Raw genomic sequence first — 16,487 nt, forward strand, 5'->3', positions numbered from 1 at the left:
AAAAAAGTTACACAAACTGATAGTTAGCAAACTTATCTAATACTTCATCAAACGTATCAAATACATCTTTAGGGTCATCGCTAGTTACCATTTTGGTTCTATATTCCTTAAAGTTTGGAATGCCTTTAAAATAGTTGGTGTAATGACGTCTGGTTTCAAAAACACCTAACTTCTCCCCTTTCCAGTCGATTGACATTTGCAAATGACGTCTTGCAGCATCTACGCGCTCTTCTAAGCTAATTGGTGCTAAATGTTCTCCTGTTTTAAAAAAGTGTTTTACTTGCTTAAAAAACCACGGGTTTCCAATAGTAGCTCTACCAATCATACAACCATCCAATCCGTAATCGTCTCTCATTTCCATAGCACGTTCAGGAGAGTTTACATCTCCATTTCCAAATACAGGAATGTGCATTCTTGGATTGTTTTTTACCTGAGCGATCGGTTTCCAATCTGCATTTCCTTTATACATTTGTGCTCTTGTACGTCCATGAATAGAAATGGCTTTACAACCAACATCCTGAAGACGCTCTGCAACTTCAACAATTTTTATAGAGTCGTGATCCCAACCCAATCTGGTTTTTACTGTAACTGGTAAATTCGTGCGTTTAACCATTTCGGCAGTTAAGCTTTCCATAAGGCAAACATCTTTTAAAATACCTGCTCCAGCGCCTTTACTTACTACTTTTTTTACAGGGCAACCAAAGTTGATGTCAATAATGTCTGGGTTAGATTTTTCAACAATATCAATAGTTTGAAGCATGCTATCTAAATTGGCGCCAAATATTTGAATACCAACAGGACGTTCTTTTTCATAAATATCGAGTTTCATGACGCTCTTAGCTGCATTACGAATTAACCCTTCGCTAGATACAAACTCTGTATATACCACATCTGCGCCTTGTTCTTTGCATAACGCTCTAAACGGAGGATCGCTTACATCTTCCATTGGTGCTAACAACAATGGAAAATCTGGAAGTTCTATATCACCTATTTTTACCATACTAAAACTCTATTTCTGCTTCTACTTTATCCTCTCCTCTTTTTACAGTCACTTTGGTTTTATCGCCTGAGTTAAAACTTGACAAAGCTCGCATATAACTCATCATATCTGTTACCAAACTATCTCCTAATTGTATAACAATATCACCTTTTTGAAGTCCTGCTTTTTGCGCTGGTTTATCTTCGCTAATACCATCTATTCGCATACCTTCTCCATCAAACAAATAATCAGGAATTACACCTAAGCCAACCTTAAATCGTGGTGTTTCTTCACTTTCATTTTTAGTTTTTCTGAAGGCTAACTTTCCGTTATCATCAAGGTCTGAAATAATATCAAAAATATAACTTGAAATGGTTTCCATACCTTCAAAATTCAACTTTTCAGTATCGTCACCTGGTTTATGATAGTCTTCATGCTGACCTGTAAAAAAATGCAGCACAGGAATATCGCTATTATAAAACGAGGTGTGGTCGCTTGGACCAACACCAGATTCATTTTCAATGATTTTAAATTTAGAATTGTTTGCTTTTACAACTTGCTTTAAAATAGGAGACGTACCAACACCATAAACCGCAAGCGTACTATCTTGCTTTAGTCTACCAACCATATCCATGTTTAGCATGTAATTGGCTTTTTGTAAATCTATTGTCGGGTTTTTTGTAAAGTAGTTAGATCCTAACAATCCCATTTCTTCGCCAGAAAACGCCATAAACAAATAGTTATTTCCTGTATTTACGCTTTTAAGCTTTCTAGCCAAATCAAGCAATACTGCTACACCACTTGCGTTGTCGTCTGCTCCATTATGAATCTCATTAGTTTCTCCTCTGTATAACGATCCTTCTGCACCATACCCTAAATGGTCATAATGTGCTCCAATAATGATAGTATTTTCTGCTTTATTATCTAAAAACCCAATAACGTTAGTTCCTGTTATAGAGCTGTCTCCATCCTTAACAATGTAATTAACTTCTTGGTGAGGATCTGTTTTTGGTTTAAAAGAAAACGCTTGGTAAAACCCTTCGGTTCCTTTAGCTGTAAGTCCTAAATCTTCAAACCTTTGAGCAATATATTCAGCTGCAGCTTTTTCACCATCGGTTCCTGTCTGTCTTCCTTCAAGCGCATCATCTGCCAAAAAAGTAACATCATCCTTAATTTTACTGCTTATTGTTTCGGTTTGTTTGCAACCTAATAGCGATACAAAAAAAACTAGTAGCGATATTCTCTTCATGATAATAATCTTATTTTTGAGCAAATTTAGTCAATAATAGTATGAAATACACATTACTTTCAATTTTAGCTTTAGCCCTTTTAGGTTGTAAAAACGAAAACAAAACCACTACTAACGACACACAAGATACAACTGTTGCTGTTGAAAAGGAGCAAAAAGAGTCTTTAATATATCCTGAAGAAACACACTTTAAATCCCTTCGTCAAGTAACTTTTGGAGGTGATAATGCTGAAGCCTATTGGAGTTTTGACGACAAGCAATTGGTATTTCAATCTAATAATAAAGGTTGGAATGTAGGTTGCGATCAAATGTTTTTAATGAATGCTACAGACACGTTTTCTGATAGTATTGTGCCTAAAATGGTAAGTACTGGAAAAGGCAGAACTACATGCTCTTATTTTCTTCCTGATAACAAACATATTATTTATGCTTCAACACATTTGGGTGGTGAAGAATGTCCAGAAACACCTTTGCGTAAAAACGGAAAGTACATTTGGCCAATTTATGATAGTTACGACATTTTTGTAGCTGATTTAGATGGAAATATTGTAAAGCAATTGACTAACGAAATTGGTTATGATGCTGAACCAACAGTGTCTCCTAAAGGCGATAAAATTGTATTTACATCTACTAGAAGTGGTGATTTAGAATTATACACCATGAATATTGACGGAACTGATGTTAAACAAATTACCAACGAATTGGGTTATGATGGAGGTGCTTTCTTCTCTCCTGATGGTACTAAATTGATCTTCCGTTCATCAAGACCAAAAACCGAAGAAGAAATTAAAGAATACAAAGCGCTTTTAGCAGAAGGTTTAGTAGAACCTACTGAAATGGAACTGTACATTTGTAATGCTGATGGAAGTGATTTACGTCAACTAACTAGTTTAGGAAATGCCAACTGGAGTCCGTTTTTTCATCCTAGTGGAGAAAAAGTATTGTTCTCTTCAAACTTTGAAGCTGAACGCGGATTTCCTTTTAATTTATACATGATTGATCTTGACGGTAAAAACCTTAAACGCGTTACTCATGGCGAAACATTTGATGCGTTTCCTGTGTTTTCAAATGATGGAAAATATTTAGCGTTTTCTTCAAATCGTAATAATGGAGGTGGTCGTGATACCAACTTATTTATTGCAGAATGGCAAGACTAATTACTTTCTGACTGCAACCTGTTACGCTCTTGCAGGTTACTGGTTCTTGAGTTAGAGCTTAGGTTAGTGTTTCCAAACATGTATCTAAACCCTATTTTAATATAACGGTTATCAACATCAGTAAAAAGTTTACTGTTTTGGTTTAAGTAACGTGATCTATCAGTAAAATCTTGTCGGTTGAACAAATCTTCAGCTGAAAGTGAAATGACTCCTTTTTTATTGAAAACAGATTTCGAAATTGACAAATTTGAAGCTAAGCGTCCATCAACCTCTCTAAGTCCTTGAAGATTTTTTCCAACCCAATACATGGTTAAGTTAAGGTTGAGCGTTTTGTCTTTTAAAAAGGTAAAATCATTTTGTAAAACACTATACGTGGACCATATATCTCGTTTTAAAACCTCAGTATCAAACGTTTCGGTATCTTCAATATTGTAAACTGAAAACACTCCGTATAAAAACCATCTTTCAGTAATATAAGAGCTAAGAATAAAATCAAAACCATACTCAACAGTGTTATCAAAGTTAACAGGAACATACGATACTAAATTGGTTTCGTTATCCTGTATTGGTAACTCATAAATGTTGTTTTTTGATTTCTTATAATAGGCTTGAATAGTATAGCTGTCGTTTAAAGTAAATCCAGCATCTACATAGTTGTCGATAACTGGTCTAAGAGAAGGGTTTCCTAAATAAACTGTATTGTCATTAATGAAGAATTGAAACGGATTTAAACTTTCGTAATCTGGTCTTTGAATGCTTCGTTTGTAATTAGTATAAAAACTAAGGTTGTCAGACATTATATAGTTTATACTTGTCGTTGGAAACCACTCTAAATAGTCTTGTTTGTTAGTTTCGTTGTTACTTATAGAAACTCCTGTAACATTGGTTTGTTCTGCTCTTAACCCAAGAGCTAAACTAAGCTTTTCCCAATCTTGAGAATAATTCATGTAAGCTGCTAGAATAGTCTCTTCATAATCAAATGCATCAGTATTTTCAGGGTTTAAAACTTCACTACCTCCTACAATATCGTATTGTGTAATATCGCTATTGGTGTTTATAAACGAAGCCTTTGCTCCTGCTTCAAAAAGAGAAGAATCGCTAATTGGTAATGTATAGTCTGCCTTTGAAGTAAAAATTTCAGTTTCTTGGTTGTTGTTTGTGTTATAACTTGTTGATTCAATAAAAGAATCGTCAGCATTGTAATAATTACTCAACACATCTTGTAACCTATTGTAATCATAGTTGGTATAATGTGCATTTAAAAACAACTTTTCTCCAGGATTTTTAAATAGATGAGTATAGTCTACATCCAATCCAATATTATGCTTTTCATCTAATGACAAACTATTGGAATCGTAGTAAAACATTAAGTTATCACTATTATCAAAAGCATTGGTAAGGTTACTTATCTTGTACTTAAAATCAGGTAACCAAAGTACTGTAGAAGATAAACTCAACGTGTTCTTTTCATTGATATTATAATCAAAATTGAAGTTGAAATTATGGGTTTTTGACCATGTGTTTCGGTTAAGTTGAGATTTCCAAGTCTCTACAATGTCTAAGTTATCATCTAAAAAATTAACATCTTCCCTATTGTTTCTATTAATTTTATTCTGCGTATAACTGTAGTTTGCAGAGAAGTTTATTTTTTCAGATTTAAAAAAGTGGCTTGTTCCTGCATTATATCTAGGAAAAACACCTTGAGTATAATTAGCAAACACATTACCTCTATACCCTGTAATAAGGTTTTTACTCATTACAATATTTATAACAGCTCCACTTTCAGCATCATATTTTGCCGAAGGATTTGTAATAACTTCTACAGCTTTTATGCTATTAGCCGATGCACCTTCCAGTAATTGACTTAGTTCTGCAGCAGTTAAATGTACCTTTCTGTCGTTTATATAAACCGTTGGTTCTGTGTTTTTAACCAATAAGTTGTTGTCTAATACCAAAACTCCTGGTGTACTTTTTAAAACCTGAAGCATATTACCTTCAGTTAATGCAGAGTTTTCAATATTAAAAACGACTCTATCTGCTTCTTTTTTTACTGTTGGCTTTTTATAGGTAAGTGTAATTTCGTCTAAAGATTCTTGTTTTTCTTCTAAAATAACATCTTCAAGAACAAGATCTCCATCTACTACAATAGTTATAATATTGTCTTTGTAACCAATAAAGCTCGTTTTAATGAGATAAGTATCACTCTCTATATCAAAAAAACTAAAAGCTCCCTTATCATTAGAGGAAACACCTTTAACAATAGTTGAATCACTAGTCATTAATATTACATTAGCGTAGGACACAGGGTTGTTGTCAATATCTAGTACACGACCAGAAATAGTAAACTCTTGACTTAGGCTAAGTAATGGGATAAAAAACAGTAATAATTTTATAATTCGTTGAATAAAATTCAAATTTTTATAATTTAACATTGCAATATACTATTTGTTTTAGAATTTTTTTTACTGAAAAACCGTAATCGTGTATAAAATAAAAATCTATAAACCTTAATAAATCGATTATATTTGCAGAATCTTAGGATGAAGAATTGCACTATGAAGAACATTAGAAATTTTTGTATAATAGCACATATCGACCATGGTAAGAGTACTCTTGCCGATAGGCTGTTAGATTTTACTGGTTCGGTTACCGACAGAGAAAAACAAGATCAGCTCTTGGACAACATGGATTTAGAGCGTGAACGAGGTATCACTATTAAATCGCATGCTATCCAAATGGAGTATATGCACAATGGCGAACAATATATTTTAAATCTTATTGATACTCCTGGTCACGTAGATTTTTCTTACGAAGTATCGCGTTCCATTGCTGCCTGTGAAGGAGCACTTTTAATTGTTGATGCTGCTCAAAGTATACAAGCGCAAACTATTTCTAATTTATATTTAGCTCTTGAAAATGATTTAGAAATCATTCCTGTGTTGAATAAAGTAGATTTACCTAGTGCAAATCCTGAAGAAGTTACTGATGATATTGTAGATTTATTAGGTTGCGACCCTTCTGAAGTTATTCATGCTAGTGGAAAAACTGGGTTTGGTGTTGAAAATATTTTATCTGCAATTATTGAGCGTGTTCCTGCTCCTAGTGGTAATCCAGATGAACCATTACAAGCCTTAATTTTTGACTCTGTTTACAACCCTTTTAGAGGTGTTGAAACTTATTTTAGAGTTATTAATGGTAAAATTAGAAAAGGGCAAAACATTAAGTTTATTGCAACTGGCAAAACGTATTTTGCTGATGAAGTAGGAACTTTAAAACTTAAACAACAGCCAAAGCAAGTTATTAACACAGGTGACGTTGGGTATTTAATTACTGGTATTAAAGAGGCTAAAGAAGTAAAAGTTGGAGATACTATTACTGATGCTAAAGAGCCAACTAAAAACGCTATTGAAGGGTTTGAAAACGTAAAACCAATGGTATTTGCTGGTATTTACCCTGTAGATACTGAAGATTATGAAGATTTAAGAGCTTCTATGGAAAAGCTTCAGCTTAATGATGCTTCTTTAGTATTTGCTCCTGAAAGTTCTGCGGCTCTTGGTTTTGGATTCCGTTGTGGATTTTTAGGAATGTTGCATCTTGAAATTATTCAAGAGCGTTTAGAGCGTGAGTTTGATATGACAGTTATCACAACCGTTCCTAACGTAAGCTACCATGCATTTACTAACAAAAACCCTGATGAAATCATCATTGTTAACAACCCAACCGATTTACCTGAACCTTCTACACTTAACCGAGTAGAAGAACCGTACATAAAAGCAACTATTATTACTAAAGCCGATTTTGTTGGTCCTGTAATGAGCTTGTGTATAGAAAAACGTGGTGTCATCACCAATCAAACATATTTAACACCTGAGCGTGTTGAATTGTCTTTTGATATGCCTTTAGCTGAAATTGTTTTTGATTTTTATGATCGTTTAAAAACGGTTTCAAAAGGTTATGCATCGTTTGATTATTCTCCTATTGGAATGCGCGCTTCAAAACTAGTAAGAGTTGATATTTTATTAAACGCACAACAAGTTGATGCGCTTTCAGCATTAATTCATGCCGATAATGCCTACACCATAGGTAAAAAAATGTGTGAAAAGTTAAAAGAACTTATCCCGAGACAACAGTTTGATATTCCTATTCAAGCTGCAATTGGAGCTAAAATTATTTCTAGAGAAACCGTAAAAGCACTTCGTAAAGATGTAACTGCAAAATGTTATGGTGGAGATATTTCGCGTAAACGTAAACTTTTAGAAAAACAGAAAAAAGGTAAAAAACGTATGCGTCAAGTAGGTAATGTTGAAATACCTCAGCAAGCGTTTATGGCTGTATTAAAGCTTAACGATTAAAGTCCTTCGGGTTTTCCTAAGTATACTAACTGAAAGCCTTTTTCTATTTCAAAATTCTTATCTAAAGAGCAAAGTATATGTAGCTCTCCTGATAGATCTTTTATAAATAGAGGTATTGCTTTTTGTTCAGCATTTAAGCGCTCAATGGTCTTTAAATACATTTCTTTAGACTCTATATTTATTTCATTAACTACAGGATAGTCTCTGGCAACTTCACTAAAGTTTAAGTAATCGTCCTTCTTAGAGAAAATAATATCTGTCGGAATAGACTCTGGATGCTTTATTTCTTCAGCAGAAATTAAACGATACGCTCCAGATTCTCCCAAATGCTTTTGAAATTTATTGATAGAGTGTCTGTTTACCTCATCACTTCCTGTAAGTGCAAGTAAATATCCTATATCGCTTAGCTCAACATCGTTAGATAAGTCTTCAGAATACACATTAGCTTCCATTGCGTCAATATCTTTTGCTCTGGCTTTATCGATATTCTCTTTGTTACTATCAATTAACACTACATGTCGTCCATTATCAATCAAGTATTTTGCAATAATTCTAGAAGCTTCAGACGCTCCAATAATTAAAATTCCGTTGCTTGATTTTAAGTAAACGCCTATCCATTTTGAAAAAGATCGTGCTGTTGTAGCATTAAGTAATACGGTTACTAAAACTGTTGTAAACACTAAAGGAGTAATATATTCAGCTCCTGGTTCTCCTTTTAAAACTAGCTTTGTACCAAATAAAGAAGCAATACCTGCAGCTACAATACCTCTTGGTCCAACCCAACTAATAAATAGTTTTTCGTTGACTTTTAACCTAGAATTTGTGGTGCTTAAGAACACACCTAATGGACGAAGAATAAAAATGATTATTGCCATTAATATGGCAGTGTTCCAATTGAAAACAATTTCTAAATCTTCAATATTTACATTGGCAGATAGCAAAATAAAGAGTATAGAAATAAGTAAAACACTTAACGACTCTTTAAAATATAATAATTCTTTAAGGTTAGGAAGTTTGCTGTTACCTAACACCATTCCCATAACCACAACAGCTAAAAGACCAGATTCGTGTGCAAAAACATCAGACTCTACAAACACTAAAAGCACAACTGATAATGCTGCAACATTCAATAAATAATGAGGAATTAAATGTTTTTTAATAGCAAAATACAATGCTAATGCTGCTGTTGTACCAAAAGAAAATCCAACAATTACAATTTTCCCAAACTCAATAAATGCCTGTAATGTGTAACCACTATCATCACCAATACTTATAAACTCAAAAACCAAAACCGCTACTAAAGCACCTATTGGATCAATTAAAATACCTTCCCATTTTAAAACTGCAGAAACGTCTTTTTTAAGCGGAATATTTCTTAAAATAGGTGCAATTACAGTTGGTCCTGTAACTATTATTAATGCTGAAAATAGAAATGATATTTTCCAGCTTAAGCCAAAAATAAAGTGAGTTGCAATTCCTCCACCAATAAATGTAACAGCTGCTGCAACACTTATCAATTTTAAAATTACTGGTCCTACTTTAGATATTTCATTGCGCTTAAGGGTTAAACCACCTTCAAAAAGTATGACACCAATTGCTAAAGACACAAAGCTGTAGAGGCTTTCACCAGGAAAGAGTCCTTTGGTTCCGTTCCAAACAGGTTCAATCCATTTTGAGCCATCTTGAGATAGTAATGTAGAAATTGGCCCAACAAATAATCCTATTAATATTAAGGGTAAAATTGCAGGTATTTTAAATCGCCATGCAACCCATTGTGCTAATATTCCTAAAATTACAATTCCTGAAAGTTCAATCATGTATTTTATTTTTTGTTAAAATACTAATAAAAACCATAACCATCCATTACTCAACGGTAAAATAATTGGTTTTTAAAAGTATTATAGTGCGCTTCAATCACTTAAATTCCTTAGTATTTTTTTAATTTGCATAAAAATAAAATGTTATGAAATTATATCCTATTGAATCTGGAAATTTTAAGCTTGATGGTGGTGCTATGTTTGGTGTTGTACCAAAATCGTTATGGCATCGTACTAATCCTGCCGATGCTAATAATATGATAGATATTGCTGCACGTTGTTTGCTTATTGAAGATGGAAATCGGTTGATTTTAATCGATACAGGAATGGGAGACAAGCAAAGCGACAAATTCTTTGGATATTATTACTTATGGGGAAATGATACTATTGATAAATCTCTAAAAAAATACGGCTTTCATAGAGATGATATTACTGATGTATTTATGACGCATTTGCATTTTGACCACTGTGGAGGCAGTGTACAATGGAATAAAGATAGAACAGGATATGAACCAGCTTTTAAAAATGCACGTTTTTGGAGCAATAAAGACCATTGGTTGTGGGCAACTCAACCTAATAATCGTGAAAAAGCTTCGTTTTTGAAAGAAAATATTCTTCCTATGGAAGAGAGTGGTCAGCTAAACTTTGTATCACTGCCTGAAACCGAAATTTTAAAAAATTCTGAATTAGGTTTTGATATCTTTTTTGCAAATGGACATACTGATAAACAAATGATTCCTATAATTACTTATAAGGATATGAAAATATGTTTTATGGCCGATTTACTTCCAACTGCAGGTCATTTGCCTTTACCTTATGTTATGGGATACGATACACGACCTCTATTGACCTTAGATGAAAAAGAAGCCTTTTTAAATCTTGCTGCAAATGACAATTTTTACCTATTTTTAGAACACGACGCTCACAATGAGATTATAACTGTACAGCATACCGAAAAAGGTGTAAGGCTAAAAGATGTTTATAGTTGTAGTGATTTGTTCTAAAAAACGTAATTGTAAAACATGAAAACAATTAAAGCTGTATTTTTTTGCTTACTACTTGTGTTGCTACATAATTGTGGGTCGTCTCCTATTATCTCAACACCAGAAGAGAATATTGACAACATTCCTTTAAAAATCTCTAATTTATCTGAAAGTGAGCTAAAAAAATGGAGTCATTTAGATTTAATAAAAGACACAATTCCAGGTATAAGCCTTGAAAAAGCCTACAACGAAATTATTAAAACCAATAAAGGTGTTACAACCATAGTTGCTGTTATAGATTCTGGAGTAGATATAAACCATGAAGACCTTTCAAGTTCTATTTGGGTAAATACTAAAGAAATTCCAAACAATGGAAAAGATGATGATAATAATGGCTTTATAGATGATGTTAACGGTTGGAATTTTATAGGAGATACTTATGACGAGCAATTTGAGTTTGTAAGATTAATTGTAAGTGGAGATTCTTCCAACCCAAGATATGCCGATGCGCTTTTTGAATATCAAAAACAGTATCAAAAATACTCTGAAGCAAAAACCAATACTGAGAATCTTATTCAACAAGTAACTACTGCAGATAATAGAATTTCAAGTTATCTAAAGAAAAAAAACTATACCAAAGAAGACGTATTTGCTATTAGAACTGAAGACCAAAATGTATTGGAAGCGGTTTCAATAATGAGATCTGTTTACACTTACAATTTTGAAACTGTTGATGCCATTAAAGCAGCTTTAAATAAAGATTTGAAATTAATAAACGAGCGATTAACAGTTCATTTAAATAAAAACCTAAAAGGCAGAAAAACTAAAGACAATCCTAACGATATAAACGATATAGGTTATGGAGATAATAATGTAAAACCTCATGATGCTGAAGAAACCCATGGCACTCATGTTTCAGGTATAATAGCAGCTAAAAGAGACAACAACAAAGGCATAAAAGGTGTTGCAAACAATGTAAAAATTATGCCTATTCGTAACACACCTAATGGAGATGAATACGATAAAGATATTGCTCTAGCCATACGATATGCTGTTGATAATGGAGCAAAAATTATCAATATGAGCTTTGGTAAATACTTTTCACCTCATAAAGAGTGGGTTAAAGATGCCATTTTATATGCAGCAAGCAATGATGTACTCATTGTTCACGCAGCAGGTAACGATGCATTAAATTTAGATTCTTCTCTTAATTTTCCTACTGATGTTGATAATGGAAAAGAAATTGCGGATAACTTTATAAATGTTGGTGCAACGTATTATCGTTATGGTTCCGACCTAGTTGCAGATTATTCTAACTACGGAAAACAAAATGTTGATATTTTTGCTCCTGGTTCTAGTATTTACTCCACAGTTCCAAATAATTCTTATGAGTCTGAAGGAGGAACTTCAATGGCTGCTCCATTGGTTACAGGAGTTGCAGCATTAATTCGTTCACAATACCCTAATTTAACAGCATCACAAGTAAAAAAAGCTATTTTAAATTCTGGTTTAGAAATTAATACCAAAGTAATTGTTGGTGGAAATATTGGAGATATAAAGTCTTTTGATACCTTGTCAAAATCTGGTAAACTATTAAATGCCTACAACGCATTATTAGAAGCTTCTAAACTAAACAACAACTAATTAATGTTCACCTACAACAAAAAAGAAAAATTAAAGAGTAAAAAGCTTATTGAACAACTTTTTGCAGAAGGACAATCGGTTTCTGCTTATCCACTTAAGCTTATATACTTGCCTGTTGATTTTGATGATTCCATTTTACTTAAAGCTGGTGTAACTGTTAGCAAAAGAAAATTTAAAAATGCTGTTGATAGAAATCGTATCAAACGATTAATGAGAGAAGCCTATAGATTAAACAAGGCTGTAATTTTTAACAACATTACAACACAATATGCGTTAATGATTTTATACATTGGTAACGATGGTATAACTTTTGAGGTATTGGACACTAAAATGAAGGTTTTACTGAACAAATTCTTAAACGCATCCTCAAATAACTAAACTTAAGATGAAAACATTACTACGAAAAAGAATATTCATTCCTGTTTTGGCACTTTCAATTTTTGTAACAACAAGTGCTTTTAAAAGTGAGTTTTTTGAAATAGCAAAGCAAATTGAAATCTTCACGACGCTATTTAAGGAACTTAACATGAATTATGTTGATGAAACCAATCCTGGAGATTTAATGGATACTGCCATTAAAAGCATGTTAGAAGATCTTGATCCTTATACCAATTTTATGAACGAGCAAGATGTTGAAGCTGCTCGTATAAACAATACTGGCGATTATACAGGCATTGGAGCAAGCGTTTTAACACTTAAAGACAAGTTGGTAATTGTAGAACCTTACAAGGATTATCCTGCAGATAAAGCAGGCTTAAAAGCTGGTGATGAGATTATAAAAGTTGAAAATGTTGTTGTTGCCGATTTTAAAGATGATGCTGGCAATTTATTACAAGGTGCTTCTGGTACAACAGTAAATGTAACTTTTGTAAGACAAGGAAAAACACAAACAGCAGCTATAAAACGCGAAGCAGTAGAAATTCATGCTGTTCCTCATTTTTCAATGATTAATGATAAAACAGGTTATGTTGTTTTAAGAAAGTTTAATGATAAAGCCTCTAGCGAAACCATTAACGCTATAAGAAGTCTTAAAAACCAAGGTGCCGAAAAATTAATATTGGATTTAAGAGGAAATCCTGGTGGTTTACTGAGTGAAGCTGTAAATATTGTTAACATTTTTGTACCTCAAAACCAGTTGGTAGTTACTACAAAATCTAAAGTTAAAAAATACAACAAAACCTATTACACACAACGCGAAGCTATTGATACCGAAATTCCATTAGTGGTTTTAATAGATGGTAGAAGTGCTTCAGCAAGCGAAATTGTATCAGGTGCTTTACAAGATTTAGATAGAGCAGTTGTTGTTGGTGCAAGAAGTTTTGGAAAAGGTCTTGTACAGCGACCAAAACCGCTTATTTATGGAACTCAAATGAAAATAACCATTTCTAGATATTACACACCATCTGGAAGATGTATACAAGCTTTAGATTACTGGAATAGAGATGAAAATGGTAAAGCAACCAGAGTTAAAAAAGAAAACTATAGTGCATTTAAAACTAAAAAAGGAAGAACTGTTTACGATGGTGGCGGAATTCAACCTGACTTGGAATTAGTAGAATCGGTTTATAGTCCAATTACAAACGCTATTTTAAATGATAACTTAATATTTAATTATGCTACTGAATATTACTACAAGAATAGTGTTACTGATTTAAAATCGTTTAAACTTTCAGATAGTGATTTCAATAATTTTAAAGCCTTTTTAGATAAGAATAATTTCAACTTTGAGACCAAAACCGAAAAAGCTTTTGAAGAGGCTATGGAAGTAGCTAATGACGAGCAAATTTATGCTGCTATAAACAATGAATATACAAGCTTAATTAATACTATAAATACCTATAAAAATAGAGCTGTAGATAATAATAAAGACCAGTTACTATCGCTTTTATCTGATGAAATTGTAAAACGTTATTTTTATAGAGAAGGACTGTATGAATATTATTTAGCTAACAACCTTGAAATTCAAAAAGCAAAGGAAATTCTTAAAAATCCTTCAACATATTCAAGTTATTTAAATTAATTATTTGACTGTATTTTATGTTAAAAAATAAAAATAATTTATCTTTAATTCCCCTTTTTTAAAGAAAAATGAAAAAACTAATAGTCTTACTCTTTTTAATATCTCAATTTGTTTGTGCTCAAAAAGAACTTACTCACGAAGTGTATTTTGAAACAGATAAATATGATGTTCCTGAAACTGAGCATAGTAGACTATTAATGTTTTTATCAAAAATTGAAGGGTTAGATATTGAAAAAATATCCATTTATGGCTTTTGTGATGATAGAGGTAGTGATGATTACAACTTGGTTTTATCACAGCAAAGGGCAAATTCTATCAAAGAAATATTTTCAAATAACGAGTTTGACGAGTCTGTCATTACAAATGTTGATGGAAAAGGAGAAGTATTATTAAAACTTGTTAAAGAAGAAGACATTAATAAAATACGTGGTTTAAATCGTAAAGTTCAAATTATTGTGCATCCTTATGATCCACCTAGAGTTGTTGTTGAAGAACCTAAAAAACAAGATGTAAAAGATGCTTTAAAAGGCGAACTTAAAGCTGGTGATAAATTTACTTTAGACAATATTTTATTTAAAACAGGTTATAGTTATTTGCTTCCAGAATCAGTAAAAACATTAGAAGACATTGCTAAAGTACTTGTTGAACGCGATGACATTTACTTTACAATACAAGGTCATGTGTGTTGTACGCAAAATAGTAGAGATGCTATTGACCGAAGAACAAAAAAACGAAATCTTTCTGTAGCTAGAGCTAAATATATTTATGACTATTTAGCTAAAAAAGGTGTGGATAAACGCCGAATGAAATATGTTGGTATGCGTCGTAAATTTCCGCTTGGTGGCGAACCAAAATATGATAGACGTGTGGAAATTTTGGTAACCTACGTTGGTGGTCAAGATAACTAGTTACGCTTTGTAAACCATAGCTATATGCGGAATGCCATCTTCAAGATAGTCTTCTCCTATTGCTTTAAACCCTAAATTATTATAAAACTTATTTAAGTAACATTGAGCTGATATTTTTATGTCGGTTTCGTTATAATGTTCTTTTATAGCTTGTATAGAAGCCTCCATAATATCATAACCATATTTATGCTGGCGTTCTTTTTTAGCAACTACAACTCTACCAATACTGGCTTTTTCAAAGTAATCTCCTGGTTTAAAAATACGTGTGTAAGCTACTACAACATTGTTTTTATAACCTAAAACATGAAGTGCTTTTTGGTCTTTTCCATCAATATCTTGGTATACACAATCTTGTTCTACAACAAAAACTTCGCTTCGTAATTGTAGTATATCATATAATTCTTGAGTAGTTAATTCTTGAAATGTTTTGGTTGTAATATCTAGCATTAGTCTTGTACGATAACTTCTTTAGGATCTTCTTTATTAAACTCTGGTTGTATAGTTACATGGTTTATATTAAACTCGTCATGTAATAGGTTTTCTATTTCTAACAATAAGTCATTAAACTCTGATGTTGAAATATCTTCTTTTAAATCTAAATGCGCTTCTAAATGCAGTTCGTCATCACTTAAATTCCATATATGCACATGGTGTAGTTTATTCACTTTTGGAAGCTTATTAACAACACGAACCACAGCTTTAATATCTATATGTTCTGGTGTAAAAAGCATCAGCATTTTAGTAGATGTTTTTAATAAATGATAGCCAACAAAAATTAAATACACAGCTATTAAAAAGGTAAGTAAACTATCTACCCAAAACAGCTGAAAATACTTCATTAATAAACCACCTATCAATACTGCAACACTTGCTAACATATCTGTTAATAAGTGTAAGTAAGCCGATTTTATATTAATATTATTATCAGAATCTTTTTTAAGCAGTAACACACTATAACCATTACCAGCTATTGCAATAAGAGACAACCAAATAACAAGGTTTGATTCTATATTTTGTGGATCTTGAAAACGCTCTACAGCTTCTTTTATAAGTATTACTGCAACAATTATTAAAGTTGCAGCATTTACAAAAGCTGCTAGAATTTCGGCACGTTTATAACCAAAAGTTCTATTTATTGATGCTTTTTGCTTTGATAATTTTGAAGCTATATAACTTACAATTAAAGAGAGTACATCACTAAAATTATGCAGCGCATCACTTAACAACGATAAACTACCAGAAACCAAACCACCTATTACTTGAGCAACTGTAATTACAGTATTAAGTAATATGGTAATTAAAAGCTTTCGGCCTTTTAAATCTTTATGATCGTGGTTATGTGCATGCGAATGACCCATAGTTTACCAACTTAAAAATT

The 16,487-nt window shown here is 32.5% G+C and carries 13 protein-coding genes; 7 read left to right on the forward strand and 6 right to left on the reverse strand.

All coding sequences use genetic code 11. From position 1 onward, the window contains the following. Nucleotides 1-7: 7 nt before the first annotated feature. Nucleotides 8-1,000, reverse strand: a complete 993-nt coding sequence (dusB, locus tag A8975_RS00590; RefSeq protein ID WP_134198315.1) for a tRNA dihydrouridine synthase DusB — start codon at nucleotides 998-1,000, stop codon at nucleotides 8-10. 1 nt (nucleotide 1,001) lies between these two features. Beyond that, nucleotides 1,002-2,228: a M28 family peptidase gene (locus A8975_RS00595; RefSeq protein ID WP_134198316.1), complete on the reverse strand. Its 1,227-nt coding sequence runs from the start codon at nucleotides 2,226-2,228 to the stop codon at nucleotides 1,002-1,004. Between the two features lie 41 nt (nucleotides 2,229-2,269). On the opposite strand from A8975_RS00595, the gene A8975_RS00600 reads away from it, so the two are divergent. Continuing rightward, nucleotides 2,270-3,385: a TolB family protein gene (locus A8975_RS00600; RefSeq protein WP_134198317.1), complete on the forward strand. Its 1,116-nt coding sequence runs from the start codon at nucleotides 2,270-2,272 to the stop codon at nucleotides 3,383-3,385. Here the strand turns inward: A8975_RS00600 and A8975_RS00605 are convergent. Next, nucleotides 3,382-5,799 (reverse strand): outer membrane beta-barrel family protein, encoded by a 2,418-nt coding sequence (locus A8975_RS00605; RefSeq protein ID WP_243832925.1) that lies wholly within the window; start codon nucleotides 5,797-5,799, stop codon nucleotides 3,382-3,384. The genes A8975_RS00600 and A8975_RS00605 overlap by 4 nt on opposite strands. Before the next feature lie 141 nt (nucleotides 5,800-5,940). Here A8975_RS00605 and lepA point away from each other — a divergent pair, with 141 nt between their 5' ends. After that, the gene (lepA, locus tag A8975_RS00610) at nucleotides 5,941-7,737 is read left to right on the forward strand and encodes a translation elongation factor 4 (protein ID WP_134198319.1); all 1,797 of its coding nucleotides are present in this window, start codon (nucleotides 5,941-5,943) and stop codon (nucleotides 7,735-7,737) included. Here the strand turns inward: lepA and A8975_RS00615 are convergent. After that, nucleotides 7,734-9,554: a cation:proton antiporter gene (locus tag A8975_RS00615; RefSeq protein ID WP_131506414.1), complete on the reverse strand. Its 1,821-nt coding sequence runs from the start codon at nucleotides 9,552-9,554 to the stop codon at nucleotides 7,734-7,736. The genes lepA and A8975_RS00615 overlap by 4 nt on opposite strands. Before the next feature lie 146 nt (nucleotides 9,555-9,700). Between A8975_RS00615 and A8975_RS00620 the strand changes: the two genes are divergently transcribed. The 5 genes from A8975_RS00620 (at nucleotide 9,701) to A8975_RS00640 (ending at nucleotide 15,109) form a co-directional block, all read left to right on the forward strand. Next, the gene (locus tag A8975_RS00620) at nucleotides 9,701-10,558 is read left to right on the forward strand and encodes an MBL fold metallo-hydrolase (RefSeq protein WP_131506413.1); all 858 of its coding nucleotides are present in this window, start codon (nucleotides 9,701-9,703) and stop codon (nucleotides 10,556-10,558) included. A gap of 18 nt (nucleotides 10,559-10,576) precedes the next feature. Then, nucleotides 10,577-12,181: a S8 family peptidase gene (locus tag A8975_RS00625; RefSeq protein WP_134198320.1), complete on the forward strand. Its 1,605-nt coding sequence runs from the start codon at nucleotides 10,577-10,579 to the stop codon at nucleotides 12,179-12,181. 3 nt (nucleotides 12,182-12,184) lie between these two features. Beyond that, complete coding sequence (gene rnpA, locus A8975_RS00630) at nucleotides 12,185-12,559, forward strand: ribonuclease P protein component (RefSeq protein ID WP_134198321.1); 375 nt, start codon at nucleotides 12,185-12,187, stop codon at nucleotides 12,557-12,559. A 7-nt stretch (nucleotides 12,560-12,566) separates the two neighbouring features. Further along, nucleotides 12,567-14,201, forward strand: coding sequence for a S41 family peptidase (locus tag A8975_RS00635; RefSeq protein ID WP_134198322.1), 1,635 nt, complete (start codon nucleotides 12,567-12,569; stop codon nucleotides 14,199-14,201). Nucleotides 14,202-14,269: 68 nt separating this feature from the next. After that, nucleotides 14,270-15,109 carry an OmpA family protein gene (locus A8975_RS00640; RefSeq protein WP_131506409.1) on the forward strand — a complete coding sequence of 280 codons (840 nt, stop codon included), beginning with the start codon at nucleotides 14,270-14,272 and terminating at the stop codon, nucleotides 15,107-15,109. On the opposite strand, the gene A8975_RS00645 is transcribed toward A8975_RS00640, so the two are convergent. Further along, on the reverse strand, nucleotides 15,110-15,556 hold the full coding sequence (locus A8975_RS00645) for a GNAT family N-acetyltransferase (RefSeq protein WP_134198323.1): 447 nt from the start codon (nucleotides 15,554-15,556) through the stop codon (nucleotides 15,110-15,112). Then, a complete protein-coding gene (locus A8975_RS00650) occupies nucleotides 15,556-16,467 on the reverse strand; it encodes a cation diffusion facilitator family transporter (protein WP_134198324.1) in 912 nt (303 codons plus the stop codon). Before A8975_RS00650 ends, A8975_RS00645 begins: the two co-directional genes overlap by 1 nt. Between the last annotated feature and the right edge of the window lie 20 nt (nucleotides 16,468-16,487).

Origin of the sequence: Meridianimaribacter flavus, from assembly GCF_004366715.1 — a bacterium.
Taxonomy (GTDB): Bacteria; Bacteroidota; Bacteroidia; order Flavobacteriales; family Flavobacteriaceae; genus Gaetbulibacter_B; species Gaetbulibacter_B jejuensis.